This window comes from Embleya sp. AB8 (genome assembly GCF_049739465.1).
GTDB lineage: Bacteria > Actinomycetota > Actinomycetes > Streptomycetales > Streptomycetaceae > Embleya.
This window is the reverse complement of sequence record NZ_JBMHHY010000021.1, coordinates 46,741-64,339: the sequence shown is the minus strand read 5'-3', so window position 1 is coordinate 64,339 and position 17,599 is coordinate 46,741. Positions and strand designations below refer to the sequence as shown.

17 protein-coding genes are annotated in these 17,599 nt (G+C 69.7%); 4 read left to right on the top strand and 13 right to left on the bottom strand.

Translation table 11 applies throughout. From position 1 onward, the window contains the following. The first annotated feature begins 115 nt into the window (after nt 1-115). Complete coding sequence (locus ABIA38_RS29275; RefSeq protein WP_424641863.1) at nt 116-1,201, top strand: DUF3866 family protein; 1,086 nt, start codon at nt 116-118, stop codon at nt 1,199-1,201. Nucleotides 1,202-1,574: 373 nt separating this feature from the next. Here ABIA38_RS29275 and ABIA38_RS29270 read toward each other — a convergent pair whose 3' ends face one another. The 5 genes from ABIA38_RS29270 to ABIA38_RS29250 form a co-directional block, all read right to left on the bottom strand. Next, nucleotides 1,575-1,952: an FKBP-type peptidyl-prolyl cis-trans isomerase gene (locus tag ABIA38_RS29270; RefSeq protein ID WP_424641862.1), complete on the bottom strand. Its 378-nt coding sequence runs from the start codon at nt 1,950-1,952 to the stop codon at nt 1,575-1,577. 69 nt (nt 1,953-2,021) lie between these two features. Continuing rightward, nucleotides 2,022-2,930, bottom strand: a complete 909-nt coding sequence (locus ABIA38_RS29265; RefSeq protein ID WP_424641861.1) for an FKBP-type peptidyl-prolyl cis-trans isomerase — start codon at nt 2,928-2,930, stop codon at nt 2,022-2,024. Between the two features lie 107 nt (nt 2,931-3,037). Beyond that, nucleotides 3,038-3,874 carry an ABC transporter ATP-binding protein gene (locus ABIA38_RS29260; protein ID WP_424641860.1) on the bottom strand — a complete coding sequence of 279 codons (837 nt, stop codon included), beginning with the start codon at nt 3,872-3,874 and terminating at the stop codon, nt 3,038-3,040. 148 nt (nt 3,875-4,022) lie between these two features. Next, on the bottom strand, nt 4,023-5,384 hold the full coding sequence (pafA, locus tag ABIA38_RS29255) for a Pup--protein ligase (protein WP_424641859.1): 1,362 nt from the start codon (nt 5,382-5,384) through the stop codon (nt 4,023-4,025). Between the two features lie 9 nt (nt 5,385-5,393). Continuing rightward, nucleotides 5,394-6,623, bottom strand: a complete 1,230-nt coding sequence (locus ABIA38_RS29250) for an MFS transporter (protein WP_424641858.1) — start codon at nt 6,621-6,623, stop codon at nt 5,394-5,396. A 156-nt stretch (nt 6,624-6,779) separates the two neighbouring features. Between ABIA38_RS29250 and ABIA38_RS29245 the strand changes: the two genes are divergently transcribed. Beyond that, on the top strand, nt 6,780-7,802 hold the full coding sequence (locus tag ABIA38_RS29245; RefSeq protein ID WP_424641959.1) for a LacI family DNA-binding transcriptional regulator: 1,023 nt from the start codon (nt 6,780-6,782) through the stop codon (nt 7,800-7,802). Nucleotides 7,803-7,860: 58 nt separating this feature from the next. Here the strand turns inward: ABIA38_RS29245 and prcA are convergent, their stop codons facing one another. The 6 genes from prcA to arc all read right to left on the bottom strand — a co-directional run bounded on the left by prcA (nt 7,861) and on the right by arc (nt 14,018). Next, complete coding sequence (gene prcA / locus ABIA38_RS29240; protein WP_424641857.1) at nt 7,861-8,667, bottom strand: proteasome subunit alpha; 807 nt, start codon at nt 8,665-8,667, stop codon at nt 7,861-7,863. Nucleotides 8,668-8,731: 64 nt separating this feature from the next. Beyond that, nucleotides 8,732-9,577, bottom strand: a complete 846-nt coding sequence (gene prcB, locus ABIA38_RS29235) for a proteasome subunit beta (RefSeq protein WP_424641856.1) — start codon at nt 9,575-9,577, stop codon at nt 8,732-8,734. After that, nucleotides 9,529-10,134 (bottom strand): endonuclease VII domain-containing protein, encoded by a 606-nt coding sequence (locus ABIA38_RS29230; RefSeq protein ID WP_424641855.1) that lies wholly within the window; start codon nt 10,132-10,134, stop codon nt 9,529-9,531. Before ABIA38_RS29230 ends, prcB begins: the two co-directional genes overlap by 49 nt. 6 nt (nt 10,135-10,140) lie before the next feature. Continuing rightward, nucleotides 10,141-10,350: a ubiquitin-like protein Pup gene (locus ABIA38_RS29225; protein WP_424641854.1), complete on the bottom strand. Its 210-nt coding sequence runs from the start codon at nt 10,348-10,350 to the stop codon at nt 10,141-10,143. A 175-nt stretch (nt 10,351-10,525) separates the two neighbouring features. Beyond that, entirely contained in the window at nt 10,526-12,031 is a 1,506-nt protein-coding gene (dop, locus tag ABIA38_RS29220) for a depupylase/deamidase Dop (protein ID WP_424641853.1), read from the bottom strand. A 220-nt stretch (nt 12,032-12,251) separates the two neighbouring features. Continuing rightward, nucleotides 12,252-14,018 (bottom strand): proteasome ATPase, encoded by a 1,767-nt coding sequence (arc, locus tag ABIA38_RS29215; protein ID WP_424641852.1) that lies wholly within the window; start codon nt 14,016-14,018, stop codon nt 12,252-12,254. Between the two features lie 224 nt (nt 14,019-14,242). Here arc and ABIA38_RS29210 point away from each other — a divergent pair, with 224 nt between their 5' ends. After that, nucleotides 14,243-14,530 carry a ferredoxin gene (locus tag ABIA38_RS29210; RefSeq protein WP_424641851.1) on the top strand — a complete coding sequence of 96 codons (288 nt, stop codon included), beginning with the start codon at nt 14,243-14,245 and terminating at the stop codon, nt 14,528-14,530. Nucleotides 14,531-14,563: 33 nt separating this feature from the next. On the opposite strand, the gene ABIA38_RS29205 is transcribed toward ABIA38_RS29210, so the two are convergent. Both ABIA38_RS29205 and ABIA38_RS29200 read right to left on the bottom strand, forming a co-directional pair. After that, nucleotides 14,564-15,316: a hypothetical protein gene (locus tag ABIA38_RS29205; RefSeq protein ID WP_424641850.1), complete on the bottom strand. Its 753-nt coding sequence runs from the start codon at nt 15,314-15,316 to the stop codon at nt 14,564-14,566. 99 nt (nt 15,317-15,415) lie between these two features. After that, entirely contained in the window at nt 15,416-16,324 is a 909-nt protein-coding gene (locus ABIA38_RS29200) for a tRNA (adenine-N1)-methyltransferase (RefSeq protein ID WP_424641849.1), read from the bottom strand. 95 nt (nt 16,325-16,419) lie between these two features. Here ABIA38_RS29200 and ABIA38_RS29195 point away from each other — a divergent pair, with 95 nt between their 5' ends. Beyond that, entirely contained in the window at nt 16,420-17,595 is a 1,176-nt protein-coding gene (locus ABIA38_RS29195; protein WP_424641848.1) for a M50 family metallopeptidase, read from the top strand. Nucleotides 17,596-17,599 lie beyond the last annotated feature (4 nt).

The window sequence follows — 17,599 nt, the reverse complement described above, 5'->3', positions numbered from 1 at the left end:
GCGCAGCCCCGACCGTACCGCGTTCGGCGCATCGGTTGGTCCCGCCCGTCGATCTACCTGCCGGCTACCTGCCGGGTTGGCCCGGCGCGGGACGCCGGCGCTAGGCTCCCGGACCGTGATCACCTGGCGACGCGGCGAAGTGACGGCGATCCGACGGGCCTGGCGCGGGGCGGTCGAACTGACCGTGGCGGTGCCCGAACCCGAACCCGCGCGCGAGTTGCGCGCGATCGCCTATCCGCACCTGACCGGCACACCGGTGGTCGGCGACGTGGTGCTGCTCAACACCACCGCGCAGGACATGGGCCTGGGCACCGGCGGCTACGCGCTGGTGGTCGCACTGCCCGAGCGGCTGCCCGCGGATCCGCCGCCGGGGCCGGGACACGTGGTCAAGGCGCGGTATACGCCGATGCAGGCGGTCGTACTCGGCGTGGACGAGCAGGACTCGCCGCACCACGCGACACTGCGGGACGCGGATTCCCTGGACGGGATGCCGGTGGTGGTCGCCGATCTGCACTCGGCGCTGCCCGCGATCTGCGCGGGGATCCGGGCGGTGCGGCCGGACGCGCGGGTGGTCTACGTGATGACCGACGGCGGCACCCTGCCGCTGTGGTTCTCGATGACGGTCGACACGCTGCGCGAACACGGCCGGCTGGCCGGTTCGGTGACGGTGGGTCAGGCGCTCGGCGGCGACCTGGAGGCGGTCACGCTGCACACGGGTCTCCTGGCGGCGCGCCATGTGCTGCGGGCGGACGTGGCGATCGTCGCGCAGGGTCCCGGCAACCTGGGCACCGGCACCCGATGGGGCTTCTCGGGGGTCGCGGCCGGCGAGGCGGTGAACACGATCGCCACACTCGGCGGGCGGGCGGTGGCCTCGTTGCGCATCTCCGACGCCGACCCGAGGGAGCGCCACCGGGGCGTCTCGCACCACAGCCTGACCGCCTACGGCCGAGTGGCCCTGGCACCGGCGGACGTCATCGTCCCGACCCTCCCCGAGCCCCTCGCCGGCCGGGTCGCCGCGGACATCGAACCCCTCCGCGCCAAACACCGAGTCCACGTGGTGCCCACGACCGGCCTGGACGCCGCCCTACGCACGTCGCCGGCCCGCCTCTCCACGATGGGCCGCCCCCTCGACGCCGACCACGCCTACTTCCTGGCCGCCGCCGCAGCCGGCCTCTTCGCGGCGGACCTACTCCCCCGCTAGTCGGCCTCCGGCCCGCGTGTCCTCAGGCGCCGGACAGGCTGGCGGGGGCGGCCCGGTCCGGTTGTCCTCAAGCGCCGGACAGGCTGATCGATTCGGCCTGGTCCGCCGCCGAACAAGCCGAATCGATCGGCCCCGTCCATTCGTCCTCAAACGCCGGACGGGCTGTAATCGCCCACTCGGCATCCAGCGACTGCCGACCCCTCAGCCTGGCCGAACGACCAACCGACCGCCCCAGCCCGTCCGGCGCTTGAGGACAACCGGACCGGACCAACCAGCCCGGCCAGGGAACGACGACGGCCCCGGCCCGCGCCAAGATGCGCGAACCGAGGCCGAATGCCAAGCGCCAAGCGCCAAGCGCCTGGCGAAGCTACCGTCAGCCCACCTTCACCAGGTCGACCACGAAGATCAGCGTCTCGCCGGGCGCGATCGCACCGCGCGATCCACGATCGCCGTAGGCCAGGTGCGGCGGGATGGTCAGCTTGCGCCGCCCGCCCACCTTCATGCCCTGGACGCCGCGGTCCCAGCCCTCGATGACCTCCCCCACGCCGAGTTGGAAGTCCAGCGTCGAGTTGCGGTTCCAGGACGCGTCGAACTCCTCGCCGGTGGAGAAGGACACGCCGACGTAGTGCACGCTGACGGTTTGACCCGCCCGGGCGACCTCGCCGTCACCCTCCCAGATCTCGGTGATCTCCAGGTCGGCCGGAACGCCGCCCTCGGGGAAGTCGATCTCGGGCTTCGTAAGCTTGTTCACAACGTTTTCCGTATCCGTTCGAGTGCCGAATGCGAGACCAACGTACCGGGCCGCCGGCCCGATCCGGCGTCACGCCGCCGGGCCACCGAGCGCGTCGACGATGTCCACCACGAACACCAGCGGCGAGTTGGCCGGGATGGTCGGCGGCTTGCCCTCGGCGCCGTAGCCCTTGTCGGCCGGCAGCACGAGCAGTACGCGACTGCCCACCTTCTGCCCCACCAGGCCCTCGTCCCACCCGGTCACCACCTGACCGACGCCGATCTTGAACGCGGTCGCGCCGCCGTGGTCCCACGACGAGTCGAACTTGGTGCCCTTGTCGAACAGCGCGCCGGTGTACTGCGCGACCAGCGTCTGGCCCTTTTGCACGACCGGACCGGTGCCTTCGATCAGCGGCTGCACGGTCAGCTTGGTCGGCGCGGCGGTGCCCGGCGGGATCGAGATCTCCGCGGCCTTGCCGGACTCGACCTTGGCCACCGGCAGACCGGCCGGCGGGGTCACCGCGGCGCCCTTGGCCTCGGACTTGGGGTCGATCTGCTTGGTCGCCTTCAGGTCCACCGTCAGCACGACGGCGTTCTTCTCCTGGGTGACCTTGGCCGGCACCACCACGAGCAGCCGGGTACCGACCTTCTTGCCGATTATCCCCTGGCCGATCTCCTTCAGGAGCTGCTGGTCGCCGGCCTGGAAGACCTCGGGGGTCTTCGTGTCGTAGGAGTTGCCCGCGTCCGTGCCGTCCCAGTTCTTGCCGACGGTGTCCGCGATGACGTAGTCGTCCTTCTTGATCACGTCACCGGTGCCCTCGATGAGGACCTTCGACGTCGTCGTGTCGCCGGACTTCCCCTTGGGGATCTTGATGTCCGGCTTCTGGCCGAAGGCCCCGGTCACGATGGGTGTAACGGTTTTTCCTCCGTCGTCACTGCCACACGCGACCGCGGTGAAGGCCAGTGCGGGGACCAGAAGGAGCGCAGCGAGACGGCGCACGATGTTCCTCTACTGAGATGGACAAGGACCGGGACACTCTATGGGGTCTCGATGTGTGGACGACGTGAAGACGACAACCGGTGTCGAACCGGTGTCGCCGCACCGCCTCAGGCCACCTCGCGACCGGGCCGCTTGAGCCGCGCGGCCCAGCGGCCGTCCTCGCTGCGCACCGACAGCGGGATGCCGAAGCACTCGCTCAGGTTGGCGTCGGTCATCACCTCGCGGGCCGGCCCCGCGGCCACCGTCGCACCGCGGCGCAGCAGCAGCGCGTGGGTGACCGCGCTGGGCAGCTCCTCCAGGTGGTGAGTGACGATCACCAGGGTCAGCCGCGGATACTCGCGCGTGAGCGAGTCGATCGCCTCGAGCAGTTCCTCGCGGCTGGGCAGGTCCAGCGCGTTGGCCGGCTCGTCCAGGAGCAGCAGGCGCGGATCGGGCATCAGCGCGCGGGCGATCCGGGCCCGGCCGCGCTCGCCCTGCGAGCACACCGCGATCTCGCGCGCCGCCAGCCGCTCCAGGCCGAGGAGGGCGATCAGCTCGGCGGCCCGGGCCCGCTCGGCCGGTCCGTACTTGCCGTACAGCGGCTGTACGGTGCCGCTGGCCCCGGTGAGCACGTAGTCGGTGACCGTCAGGTATTCGGGGATGCGCAGCGCCGCGTTCACCGCGCCCACCTGCGCCCGCACCTCGCGTACGTCCACCCGGCCGAGCTGCTTGCCCAGCACGGTGACCGCGCCGTTGCCCGGGAAGCGCAGCGCGCCGGCCAGGGCCAGGATCGTGCTCTTGCCCGCGCCGTTGTGCCCGAGCAGCGCCCAGCGCTCACCCTCGCGCACCGTCCAGTCCACGCCGACGAGCATGTCCGTGCGCCCGGCGGGCCCGTGTGCCCATACATCCACCGCGTCGAGTTCGAAGACGGGTGGAGCGATGTCCCATGTAGGTGTATCGACCATCGAGCCAGCATGCCGGCCAGCCGCCCCCATCCGACGTCGGGAGGGGGCGGGCGGCCACTTCGTCTCACATGCCGGTCACCCACCGATCACCTGTCGGCCGGCGCGGGTCGAGCCCGCCGGCCGTCGGGTGATCGGGCGCTCCCGGCGCTCACATGCTGGCGATCAGCTTCTCCACGCGGTCGTCCACCGACCGGAAGGGGTCCTTGCACAGCACGGTGCGCTGCGCCTGGTCGTTGAGCTTGAGATGCACCCAGTCGACGGTGAAGTCCCGCCGCTGCTCCTGGGCCTTCTTGATGAACTCGCCGCGCAGCCGGGCCCGGGTGGTCTGCGGCGGCAGCGACTTGGCCTCGAAGATCTTCAGATCGTTGCCGATCCGCTCGATCTGGCCGCGTCGCTCCATCAGGTAGTAGAGCCCTCGGCGGCGATGGATGTCGTGGTAGGCGAGGTCGATCTGGGCGACCCGCGGCGAGGACATGGGCAGGTTGTGCTTGGTCCGGTAGCGCTCGATCAGCTGATACTTGATCACCCAGTCGATCTCGCGCCCGACCAGATCCAGGTTGCCGGAGTCGATCGCGTCGAGGGTGCGCTCCCACAGGTCGAGCACCTTCTCGACGGTGCCGGTGCGGATGCCCCGGCGATCGGCGAACTCCTGCGCCTTGGTCAGGTATTCCCGCTGGATGTCCAGCGCGCTGGCCTCGCGGCCGTTGGCGAGCCGGACCTTGCGCGAGCCGGTCATGTCGTGGCTGACCTCGCGGATCGCCCGGATCGGGTTCTCCAGGGTCAGGTCCCGCATGACGATCCCGGCCTCGATCATCCGCAGCACCAGATCGGTGGACCCGACCTTGAGCAGCGTGGTGGGCTCGGCCATGTTGGAGTCGCCGACGATCACGTGCAGTCGCCGATAACGCTCGGCGTCGGCATGCGGTTCGTCGCGCGTGTTGATTATCGGACGAGAACGGGTCGTGGCGGAGCTGACGCCCTCCCAAATGTGTTCGGCGCGCTGGCTCACGCAGTACACCGCACCACGCGGCGTCTGCAGCACCTTGCCCGCGCCGCACAACATCTGACGGGTCACCAGGAACGGGATGAGCACATCGGCGAGCCGGGAGAATTCCCCGTGCCGCGCCACCAGATAGTTCTCGTGGCAACCGTAGGAGTTGCCGGCGGAGTCGGTGTTGTTCTTGAACAGATACACGTCGCCCGCGATGCCCTCTTCGTGCAGCCGCCGTTCGGCGTCGACGAGGAGACCTTCGAGAATGCGCTCACCGGCCTTGTCGTGCACGACAAGTTCCGGCACCGAGTCGCACTCGGGCGTCGCGTATTCGGGGTGGCTGCCCACGTCCAGATACAGCCGGGCCCCATTGCGTAGGAAGACATTGCTGCTTCGGCCCCACGAAACGACTCGGCGGAAGAGGTACCGCGCCACCTCGTCCGGGGAGAGCCTGCGCTGCCCCCGGAACGTACAGGTGACGCCGTACTCGTTCTCCAGCCCGAAGATGCGGCGGTCCATGCGGCAACATTACGCCGACGACGTGCCGTTACGGGACAACTCCGCGTCGGTGGTTTCCAGCAAATGGATCACGTTTGAAATCAGCCGGCCCCGACCGGCCAGCAATACCAGCGAACCGAGCCCGGCGCCGATGCTCGCGACGGCGAACGCGCCCCGCGCACCGGCCAGTTCGCCGGCCCAACCGGCCAGCCCCATGCCGAGCGCGGAACCGGCCCCGATCGCCGCCACCAGCCACGCGAACGCCTCGGTCACCGTGCCGCGCGGCGCCAACTCGTCGATCAGTGTGAACACACACGCGATGGCCGGCGCCAGGAACACCCCGGACAACACCGCGAGCGGCATCATCAACCACGGCCCGGGCACCGCGATCAGCGGCAGATAACACACCGTCAACCACAGCGTGAACCACAACAGTCGGCGGGCCGGCGGGGTCCGCCAGGCGCGCACCCCGTGCACGAGACCGCCGAGCAACGCGCCGAACGACATCGCCGCCAGGAACACCCCGGACAGCGCGCCGGAGCCCTCGTGGTCGGCGTACGCGACCGCCGCGACGCTGAGCACCCCCAGGGCGATCCCGGCCAGCGTGAAGGCGACCAGGACCACCCGCAGGCCCGCCGAGCGCAGCGCGCCCGCCCAGTGCGGGGCGTGCGACTCGCCGCGCCACTCCCGCGAGGGCCGCGCCGTGGCCACGATCGAGGTGCCCGCGACGCCGATCAGCCCGGTCAGCAGCACCGCGGCCTGCGCCGAGGCCAGTTGCACCACGACCACCACGATCAGCGGCCCCACGGTGAACAGGATCTCCTGCGCGGCGGCGTCCAGCGCGTAGGCCGCCTGCACCCGCTCGGGGGTGAGCACCGAGGGCCACAGCGCGCGCAGTCCCGCCTCCAGGGGCGGCGTGCTGAAGCCCGCGACCAGCACCGAGGCGACCGCGAGCGGTAGCGGGGCGGCGCCCACCACCGCGAAGACGGCATAGGCCAGCGCGGACACCACCGCCGAGCCGAGCAACACGCCGGTCTGCCCGCGCCGATCCATCCACCGCCCGAGCACCGGCTGCCCGGCCGCACCGGCCAGGCCGTGGATCGCGGACAGCGCGCCCGCGAGCCCGTAGCCGCCGCCGTCCGCGCGAACCAGGAGCAGCACCGCCAACGCACCCATCCCGTTGGGCAATCGGCCGAACAGCGTGCCCCCGAGCAGGCGCGCCGCGTACGGCACCCGCAGCAGCTCCAGATAGGTCCGCATCCGCGGGTACCACCCTCCCGTGCCGTATCCGACACATCTGCTCGTCATCACGTCATACGTATGACTATCGCGTATCACTGTGCCCGCCGGCCGCACACCGTGGCAAGCGGGTTCTACGCTGGGCCCGCCCCGTCCCCCACCCCGCCCGAGGTTGCCGTGCCCTCGCCCCCACCTCCCGCCGGCCGTCCGACCAGCAAGGACGTCGCCAGACACGCCGGCGTGTCGCAGTCCACCGTGTCCCTGGTCCTGGCCGACAAATGGCGCGGCCGGGTCTCCCCCGCGACCGTCGAGAGCGTGCGCGGCGCGGCGGCGGCGCTCGGCTACCGGCCCAACAGCTCGGCGCGGTCGTTGCGCCTGGGCCGCACCCACACGGTGATGCTGGTCGTGCCGGTGCTCACCTCGCCGTTCTTCGGCGCCGTGCACACCGGGGCCGCGCGAGTGGCCGCCGAACGCGACTTCGGCGTGGTGGTCTACCCCACCCGCGACGGCATCGACCTGGCCCCGAACTCGTTCTCCTCGGCCGCCATCGACGGCGTGCTCGCCTCCTCGATGGCCGCCGAACCGCTGGACGTGCTGCGCTCGGCCGGCCCCGGCACCGACGACCTGCCGCTGGTGATGCTGGACAGCGAACCGGGCCGCGGCGTGCCGACCGTCAACGACGACGTGGCCGACGGGATGCGCGCGCTGACCCAGTATCTGGTCGGCCTCGGCCACCGCCGGATCGGCCGGCTGCGCTCCGCCGTACAGACCTGGACCTTCCAGGTGCGCGACGCCGCCTTCCGGGCCGCGCTCGGCCCCGCCGAGGTGGTCGCCGAGGCCGCCGCGCCGCTGACCCTGGACGGCGGGCGCGAGGCGGCGCTGACCCTGCTCGCCGGACCGACCCGGCCCACCGTGCTCGTCTGCGACGACGACCTCCAGGCGGCCGGCGCCTACAAAGCGGCCCGCGCACTGGGCCGCCGGGTGCCGACGGACGTGTCGATCACCGGCTTCGGCGACCTGCGCTACGCGCGGGTGGTCGAGCCCGAACTGACCACCGTACGGCTGCCCGCCGTCGAACTGGGCGCGCGCGGGATGACCACGCTGCTCGACCTGCTGGACACCGGCACCGCGGGCCCGGACCTGGTGCTGCCCGGCGAACTGCTGGTCCGCGGCTCCACCGCGCCGCCGGCAACGGGCTGAAACGCGTCAGGGCCCGCACACCGAGGCGGTGTACGGGCCCTGTGACGTGCGGGCGCAACTACTTCTCGTCGGTCTCCGGGGTGACCTCGGGCGCGGTCTCGGCCGCCCCCTCCGCCGCCGCGTCGGCGGCCGATTCGGCGCCCGCCGCCGCCTCGGCCTCCGGCTCCGCCTCGCCGAGCAGGCGGGTCAGCTGACCACCCACCAGGCGCTTGAACTTGCGCTGCTGCGGCCGGGTCCGGTCCAGCGTGGCGACCTCCAACTGCGAGGCCGTGATCGAGCGCTTCTCGCCGACGCCGTCGCGCGAGAGCGCGTCGACCGCGACCTTGAGCGCCGCTTCCAGGGACAACCCCTCGCGGTGCGCGCGCTTGAGCTGCTCGGTGATCTGCTCGACGTTGCCACCCATCGCGACGTAGTTGTGCTCGTCGGCCACCGAGCCGTCGTAGGTGAGTCGATAGATCTGGTCGTCCTCGGGCGCGCTGCCCACCTCGGCGACGATCAGCTCCACCTCGTAGGGCTTCTCCCCACCGCTGGAGAAGATGGTGCCGAGGGTCTGCGCGTACACGTTCGCCAGCCCGCGGGCGGTGACGTCGTCGCGCGCGTACGAGTAGCCGCGGATGTCGGCGTAGCGCACGCCGCCGATCCGCAGGTTCTCGAACTCGTTGTACTTGCCGACCGCGGCGAACGCGATCCGGTCGTAGATCTCACTGATCTTGTGCAGGGCGCGAGAGTAGTTCTCCGCCACGAACAGGATGCCGTCCGCATAGGTCAGCACGACCACACTGCGGCCCCGGGCGATGCCCTTGCGGGCATAGTCGGCCCGGTCCGCCATGGCCTGCTGCGGCGACACATAGAAGGGCGTCGTCACCGTGGAGTCCTTTTCGTCGAAGCCGGCCCCGAAGGTTCGGCTGGTGGAGTCGTCGACATCGACGTCAGCTCAGCGACGCGTGCGGGCCGTCGGGGTCGGCCATCCGGGCATCGACCACGCCGCGGACGATGTCGCCGACCTCGTCGGAGGTGAGCTGCCGGATCCCGTCCTCGGTCACCAGGGTGATCGTCGGGAAGATCCCTCGGGTCAGGTCCGGCCCACCGGTGCCGGAGTCGTCGTCGGCCGCGTCGTAGAGCGCCTGGATGCACACCGCCGCGATGCCCTCGGCGTCCAGGCCGGGGCGGTAGAGCTTCTTCAGCGCGCCCTGGGCGAACATCGAGCCCGAACCCACCGCGTGGAAGCCGTACTTCTCGGCCCGGCCGCCGGTGATGTCGTAGCTGAAGATCCGCCCGAACCCGCCGTCCACGTCGTAGCCGGCGAACAGCGGCACCACGGCTAGCCCCTGCATGGCCATCCCGAGGTTGCCCCGGATCATCTGCGACAGCCGGTTGGCCTTGCCCTCGAGGGACAGCGTGGTGCCCTCGATCTTCTCGTAGTGCTCCAGCTCGACCTGGAAGAGCCGGATCATCTCGACCGCGAGCCCGGCGGTGCCGGCGATGCCCACGACCGAGTACTCGTCGGCCGGGAACACCTTCTCCATGTCCCGCTGCGCGATCAGGTTCCCCATCGTGGCCCGCCGGTCGCCGGCCATCACCACGCCCGCGTCGAACGTCGCGGTCACGATCGTGGTGCCGTGCGGCGCCTCGATCGTCACCGGCTGCACCGGCGGCGTGCGGCGCGCGGGCAACAGTTCGGGCCGGTAGGCGTCGAGAAATTCGGCGAACGAGGACGACCCGGGGGTCAGGAAGGCAGCCGGTAGACGCCCGGTGCCACGAGTGTTGGCTTCCACACGATCCCTTCCACGTAGGTTGCGGCCCGGCGCAACGCGTCGGGTCGATCCTTGAACATGCCCAGTGCGGCATTGCAGTTGAAGCAGAGTACGGCTCGGACCCTACCGCTTTCGTGATCATGATCGACGTGTTCGGGCTTGGTGGACTGACAGATCGGACATACGCCCATTTGATCCGCACGCATGCGCTGCAGGTCTGCCTCGGTGAGGCCGTATTTGCGCATGAAGTAGCCGGCTCGGCCGTCGACTTTACGACATGCTTTACAGTTTGCCGCCAGGCCGTCCCATTGCCGCCTGCTTTTATGCCATTCGGAATGCGGTTTGATCTGCTCACATTTGGGACAGCGCTTATGACCGTCCGGTACATCAATCTTGGGCCGGACCTTGAAACCCGCGCGCTCGCGCCGGGCCCGATAGGAATCCGCACTACGCCTGCGGTTGCACTCACGGCAATAGAATGAAAGCCCGTCGGGACTCGACGCATTGGAACCGAAGTCCGGAGCGGGCTTCCACTCCTTACAGTCAGGGCAGTTCTTGCCCGATTTCAAATCGGACATTTAGTGCTATTCCCCACCTTTCTGAACAAATCCCCGCACGAATTCCTCGGCGTTCTCCTCGAGCACCTCGTCGATTTCGTCCAATACCGCGTCGACATCATCGGTCAACTTCTCATGCCGTTCCTGCACGTCGGACTGGGCCTCGGCAGTGGTCTCGTCGACCTCTTCCGAACGCTTTGTCGCGCGCTGTTGACCGCCGCTGTCCTTAGTGGCCATGTCGCTCACCCCACCTTGTGATCATTTCCTTGAACCGGTGCTTATCCATTCCCCGGAGGATCCACACCCCCGATCCCGAAGGATCGGGGGTGTAAGTGCCAACGAGTGTCGGATGCCAGGTGTTCCGGAAGGGGATTTATCCGTTCGTTCGCTTTGTTCCCGCGAACGAGCGGGGTCACCCACCCGTGAGGGCGCGGACCAGATCCTCGGCCGTGCGGCAGCGGTCGAGCAGGTCCTTCACGTGGGCCTTGGTCCCGCGCAGCGGCTCCAGGGTGGGCACCCGCTGCAGCGAGTCGTGACCGGCCACGTCGAAGATCACCGAGTCCCAGGAGGCCGCGGCGACCTCATCGGCGTACTGCTCCAGACATCGGCCGCGGAAGTAGGCCCGGGTGTCCTCCGGCGGCAGGTGCACCGCGCGCTGCACCTCGGCCTCGCCGGCGATCCGCTCGAAGCGGTCCTCCAGCTTGTTGTACAGCCCCTTGTCGGGCCGTACGTCCGCGTACTGGAGGTCGACCAGGTGCAGCCTCGGCGCGTCCCACTCCAGCGCGTCCCGCTGCCGGTAGCCCTCCAGGAGCTGCAGCTTGGCCACCCAGTCCAGCTCGCGCGCCAGCGACATCGGGTCGGTCTCAAGCCGGGCCAGCACCGACTCCCAGCGGTCGAGCACGTCGGTGGTGTCCGCGTCGACGTCCTTGCCGAATCGGTTCTCGACGTACTTGCGGGCCAGTTCCAGGTATTCGAGCTGAAGCTGGATCGCGGTCAGTTTGCGGCCGTTGCGCAGTGTGATCAGCTGCTTGAGGGTGGGGTCGTGGGAGACCTCGTGCAGCGTGCGCACGGGCTGGTCCACGGTCAGGTCGTTGCCGAGGAAGCGGTCCTCGATCATCGACAGGACCAGCGCGGTGGTGCCGAGCTTGAGGTAGGTGGAGACCTCGGACAGGTTCGCGTCGCCGATGATCACGTGCAGCCGGCGATACTTCTCCGCGTCCGCGTGCGGCTCGTCGCGGGTGTTGATGATCGGCCGCTTGAGCGTGGTCTCCAGGCCGACCTCGACCTCGAAGTAGTCGGCGCGCTGGCTGATCTGGAAGCCGTGCGCGGAGCCGTCCTGGCCGATGCCGACCCGGCCCGCGCCGCAGATCACCTGGCGGGAGACGAAGAACGGGGTCAGGTGCCGGACGATGTCGGCGAACGGCGTGGCGCGCTGCATGAGGTAGTTCTCGTGCGTGCCGTAGGACGCGCCCTTGTTGTCGGTGTTGTTCTTGTAGAGCAGGATCTGCTGTCCGCCGGGCAGCTCGCCGGCCCGGCGCGCCGCCTCGGCCATGATCCGCTCGCCGGCCTTGTCCCAGATCACCGCGTCGCGCGGGTTGGTGGTCTCGGGCGCGCTGTACTCCGGGTGGGCGTGGTCGACGTAGAGCCGAGCGCCGTTGGTCAGGATGACGTTGGCCAGACCGACGTCCTCGTCGGTCAGCTGGCTCGAGTCGGCCAGCTCGCGCGCGAGGTCGAACCCGCGCGCGTCGCGCAGCGGATTCTCCTCCTCGAAGTCCCAGCGGGCCCGGCGGGCCCGCTGCATCGCTGCGGCGTACGCGTTCACGATCTGGGAAGACGTCAACATCGCGTTGGCGTTCGGATGTCCGGGTACGGAGATCCCGTACTCGGTCTCAATGCCCATCACACGCCGGACGGTCATGCGACCCCCTCGTCCCTCACCCGGCCGGTACCCGAGCCACACTCACCGTGGTCCGGGTACACCCTGGTCATGCTGCCGAGCCTATTGCCGTTGGATTGCCTTGGGGATACGGCCGGAACTATTGCCCTGTGCGGAAATGTCGTCCCGGCACGGCGCCGCGGCCCGTGTTCGACCTGAACACGGGCCGCGGCGTCGGTGGTCAATCGGTGCTCGATGGGGATCAGAGGTACTGGCCGGTGTTGGCCACGGTGTCGATGGAGCGCCCGGCCTCGTCGCCCTGCTTGCCCGAGACCAGCGTGCGGATGTAGACGATCCGCTCGCCCTTCTTGCCGGAGATCCGCGCCCAGTCGTCGGGGTTGGTGGTGTTGGGCAGGTCCTCGTTCTCCTTGAACTCGTCGACGCACGCGGCGAGCAGGTGGGCCACCCGGATGCCCTTCTGCCGGTGCTCCAGGAAGTCCTTGATCGCCATCTTCTTCGCGCGACCGACGATGTTCTCGATCATCGCGCCGGAGTTGAAGTCCTTGAAGTAGAGGGTCTCCTTGTCACCGTTGGCGTAGGTGACCTCCAGGAAGCGGTTCTCGTCGCTCTCCGAGTACATCCGCTCGACCGCGACCTGGATCATCCCGGTCACCGTGGCATCGCGGTTGCCGCCGTGCTCGACCAGGTCGTCGTCGTGCAGCGGCAGCGAGACCTTGAGGTACTTGGCGAAGATGTCCTTGGCCGCCTCGGCGTCCGGACGCTCGATCTTGATCTTCACGTCGAGCCGGCCCGGCCGCAGGATGGCCGGGTCGATCATGTCCTCGCGGTTGGAGGCGCCGATCACGATGACGTTCTCCAGGCCCTCCACGCCGTCGATCTCGGACAGCAGCTGCGGGACGATGGTGTTCTCCACGTCCGAGCTGACGCCGGATCCCCGGGTGCGGAAGAGCGAGTCCATCTCGTCGAAGAAGACGATGACGGGGGTGCCCTCGCTGGCCTTCTCCCGGGCCCGTTGGAAGACCAGGCGGATGTGCCGCTCGGTCTCGCCGACGTACTTGTTGAGCAGCTCGGGGCCCTTGATGTTGAGGAAGTAGCTCTTGCCCTGTTCGTTGCCCTGGGCCTCGGCGACCTTCTTCGCGAGCGAGTTGGCCACCGCCTTGGCGATCAGCGTCTTGCCGCAGCCGGGGGGGCCGTAGAGCAGGATGCCCTTGGGCGGGCGCAGCTCGTGTTCCTTGAACAGGTCGGGGTGGAGATAGGGCAGCTCCACCGCGTCGCGGATCATCTCGATCTGGTTCCGCAGGCCGCCGATCTTGGTGTAGTCGATGTCCGGGACCTCTTCGAGGACCAGTTCCTCGACCTCGCTCTTGGGCACCCGCTCGTAGACGTAGCCCGAGCGGGAGTCGAGCAGCAGCGAGTCCCCCGCGCGCAGCGGGGAGTCGAGCAGCGGCTCGGCGAGGCGCACCACGCGCTCCTCGTCGGTGTGCCCGATGACCAGGGCACGCTCGCCGTCCTCGAGCAGTTCCTTGAGCATCACCACGTCGCCGACCCGCTCGAACTCCATCGCGTCGACCACGTTCATGGCCTCGTTGAGCATGACCTCCTGGCCACGCCGAAGTTCGTCGAGCTCGATGTTGGGGCTGACGTTCACCCGGAGCTTGCGCCCGCCGGTGAAGATGTCCGCCGTGCCGTCCTCGTTGGCCTGTAGGAACACGCCGAACCCCGAGGGGGGTTGGGCGAGTCGGTCCACTTCCTCCTTGAGGGCCACGATCTGGTCGCGGGCCTCTCGCAAGGTCGCGACCAGTCGCTCGTTCTGTGTGGTCATGCCGGCCAAGGACGTCTGAAGATCGACGACCCGCTCCTCGAGCAAACGGCTCTGGCGCGGTGAGTCGGCGAGCTTGCGACGCAGGACGGCGACTTCCTGCTCTAGAAAAGAAACCTGGCTTACGAGGTCGTCCGTACCCCGAGCCGGCCTCCCACCACGGTTCATGTCGTCGTCGTGGACTGCCACGGCCCTCACCTCCTCCTGGGAGCTGCGACGTCTCCGACCCTACCTACGGCAGGAGGGGTTGAAACCCCTTGATCAGCAAGACTGTCCGGGCGTGTCCGATCTTCACCCGTGCGATTGCCCCCACGCTTGTGAGGATCAGATACCCACCTGACCACGTCGGGAAGCAGGCGCGAGTAGGGTCTGTTGGTCGCGTGTCGATACGAATCGGTGAAGAGAGAGGCCGCATGTCCGCGGAAAACGAACCCCTCGAGGTGTGGATCGATCAGGATCTCTGCACCGGGGACGGCATCTGCGTCCAATACGCGCGAGAGGTCTTCGAGCTGGACATCGATGGGCTGGCCTACGTCAAGGGTGCCGACGACGAGTTGCGCACCGACCCCGGCGCGGTGGTTCCGGTGCCCGCGCCGCTCCTGGTGGAAGTGATCGACGCCACACGCAAGTGTCCGGGCGAATGCATCCACATGCGTCGGGTTTCCGACGGCGTCGAGGTATATGGGCCGGATACGGCCTGAATTGCGCTTTGTGCGGCGTTGTCTGGCGACGTGTCAGATCCGTTGGGCACCGAGCGCAGTGAGTCGCCAGCGGAGCGTTCCGGTCGAATCCGGGCAGCAGCGCGGGACGGTCGGCGCGGACCAGCCCAGGGTGTGTGCGGTGATCGTGTCGCCGTCCCGGGTGAGGTCGTCGACAAGGAGTCCCTCACCGGTGCCGAGCAGGGTGGCCACCAGGCGAGGCGCGCCGGCGTCCCGGACGTAGCCGAGCAGCGCGGCGGGCGGGCTGCCGGAGCCGGCCGCGCACTGGACCTGGACCACGGTGGGGCCGTCGGGGTCGACGAGCACGGCCTTGAGCCGGGTGCCCGCCCCGGGGCAGTCGACCGGGAAGGCGACGGCGGCCAGTTCGGCCTCGGTGGGGCCGGCGGCGGGTCGGCCGCGGCTGCCGGCGAGCGGCACGGTCCGCGCGACCTCGGGCCCGGGCGGGGCCGGCTGCCCCTGGTCGGTGGTGTCGCTCTCCCCCGGCTTCAGGGTGCGCGGCGCGGCCGGTGGGTCCTGTTGGTTGACCCGGTGTCGGGCCGGTGCGGTGACCCCCGGTATGCCGCCGTCACGCGAGGCCGCGGCCCAGATCACCAGGCCGGAGACGACGATGAGGAAAAAGACGATGGCCGCGGCGGCGTAGGCGACGCCGTTGCGCACATCGGGAACCTGGCGCTGCGCGAAGGGGATCGTGGGTGGTCCGTCGGTGGTCGCGAGCCCGCGGGTACTGTCGCCGCGCGCGGGCCGGGTCTCAGAGTGATCGTCCGCCACGGAGGATGACGATATGCGGCGGGCCGGTCCCCGGGATAGGGTTCCGGCCCGCCTTGTCTCAACCGTTGCCTGCCGGCCGGACGCCGGCCTGACGGTGGGTCAGGAGTCCGGCGGGGTGCCTGCCTCCGCGCCGGGGCCGGCGTAGTCGTCGCCGTAGGAGCCCTTGGACGGGCGGCGCCGGCGCAGCGGCGGTTCCACCCCGTCGGCCAGCCGCCGGGCGGTGACCAGGAAGCCGGTGTGGCCGATCATCCGGTGGTCGGGGCGGACCGCGAGGCCCTCGACGTGCCACGAGCGCACCATCGACTCGAACGGCTGCGGCTCGGTGAAGCAGTTCATCACGCGCATGGTCTCCACGGTGCGCGAGAGCTGCGTGGTGGTGGCCACGTAGCAGCACACCAGGCCGCCGGGGGCGAGCGCCTTGTAGACCGCGTCCAGGCATTCCCAGGGGGCGAGCATGTCGAGGATGACCCGGTCGACGTCGGTCTCCACCAGGTTGTCCTGGAGGTCGCCGACGGTGAGCTTCCACGCGGGGTGCGGGGCGCCGAAGTAGCGTTCGACGTTCTTGCGGGCGATGTCCGCGAAGTCCTGGCGGCGTTCGTAGGACGCGAGCTGCCCGGTGTCGCCGATGGCGCGGAGCAGGAACGTGCTCAGCGCGCCGGAGCCGACGCCGGCCTCGACGACGCGGGCGCCGGCGAAGATGTCGGCCATCGCGAGGATCTGGCCGGCGTCCTTCGGGTAGATCACCGCGGCGCCGCGGGGCATGGACAGGACGAAGTCGGGGAGCAGAGGTCGCAGCGCGAGGTAGTCGGTGTTCCCGGTGGACCGGACGACGGTCCCTTCGGGAGCGCCGATCAGCGCGTCGTGTTGAAACGAGCCCTTGTGGGTGTGGAACGCCTTGCCCGCTTCGAGCGTGAAGGTGTGGTGGCGGCCCTTGGGATCGGTCAGCTGTACCTGGTCCCCGACCTGGAAGGGTCCGCGCCTGCGCGCGGCACCGGTCGGTTCGGACATGGGGGTCAGCCTAGTCGGTCGCGGGGGACGCTCCGACGCGTGGGTCGTGGGCCCGTGGGGGTCAAAGTCGCGCCGGGTTGCATAGCATCTTGGACGTGACTGAATCGAGCAGGCCGCAGGGACGCCGGATGCGGCAGGACGACGCCCCGCGTCGGGAGCCGAGGCGTGGCCTGCTCATGGGGCGCCCGTTCGGGGTGCCGGTCTATGTGGCGCCGACGTGGTTTGTGATCGCCGCGGTGATCACGGTGTTGTTCGCGCCGACGTTCGAGAGCCTGTTCCCGGATCTGGGTCCGTGGCGGTTCGTGTTGTCGTTCGGCTTCGCGGTGTTGTTGTACGTGTCGGTGCTGGTGCACGAGTTGGCGCACGCGGTGACGGCCCTGCGGCTCGGGCTGCCGGTGCGGCGGATCACCATCCAGTTCCTGGGCGGGGTGTCCGAGATCGACAAGCCGGAGACGGCTCGGCACGAGTTTTTGGTGTCGGCGGCCGGGCCGGCGCTTTCGTTGGTGCTGGGCGGCGGGTTCTGGGTGATCGGGCTCGCGCTGGACGTGGACACTCTGGCCGGGCGGATGATCGCGTTGCTCGCGGTGTCCAATCTGCTGGTGGCGGCGTTCAATCTGCTGCCGGGGTTGCCGCTGGACGGTGGTCGGATGTTGCGGGCGGTGGTGTGGCGGGTCAGCGGGCGGCCGTTGACCGGCACGATCGCGGCGTCCTGGGCCGGGCGGGCGCTGGCGGTGGTGGTGCTGGTCGCCGCCCTCGCGTGGTCGCTGGGCGCGGACTCGGGGGCCCGGACGTACACGTTGATCTTCGGCGCGCTGGTGGCCGGATTCATGTGGGCGGGCGCGGTCCAGTCGCTGCGCGCGGAGCGGTTGCGGGAGCGGTTGCCGGAGTTGCGGGTGCGGTTGTTGACCCGGCGGGCGATTCCGGTGGCGGCGGATGTGCCGCTGTCGGAGGCGCTGCGGCGGGCGCACGAGGAGGGCGCGCGCGGGCTGGTCGTGGTGGATCGGGGTGGGGATCCGGTCGGGCTGGTGCGCGAGTCCGCGGTGTTGGCGACGCCGGAGCATCGGCGGCCGTGGGTGGCGGTGGGGCCGCTGGCGCGGGATCTCGTACCGGGGATGCAGGTCCGGGCGGATCTGGCGGGCGAGGACCTGTTGGTGGCGATGCGGGCGGTGCCGGCGAGCGAGTACCTGGTGGTGGAGCCGGACGGCCGGGTGTACGGGGTGCTTTCCCGGACGGATGTCGAGCATGCGTTCTTGGCCATGATGCGGGGTTGAGGGC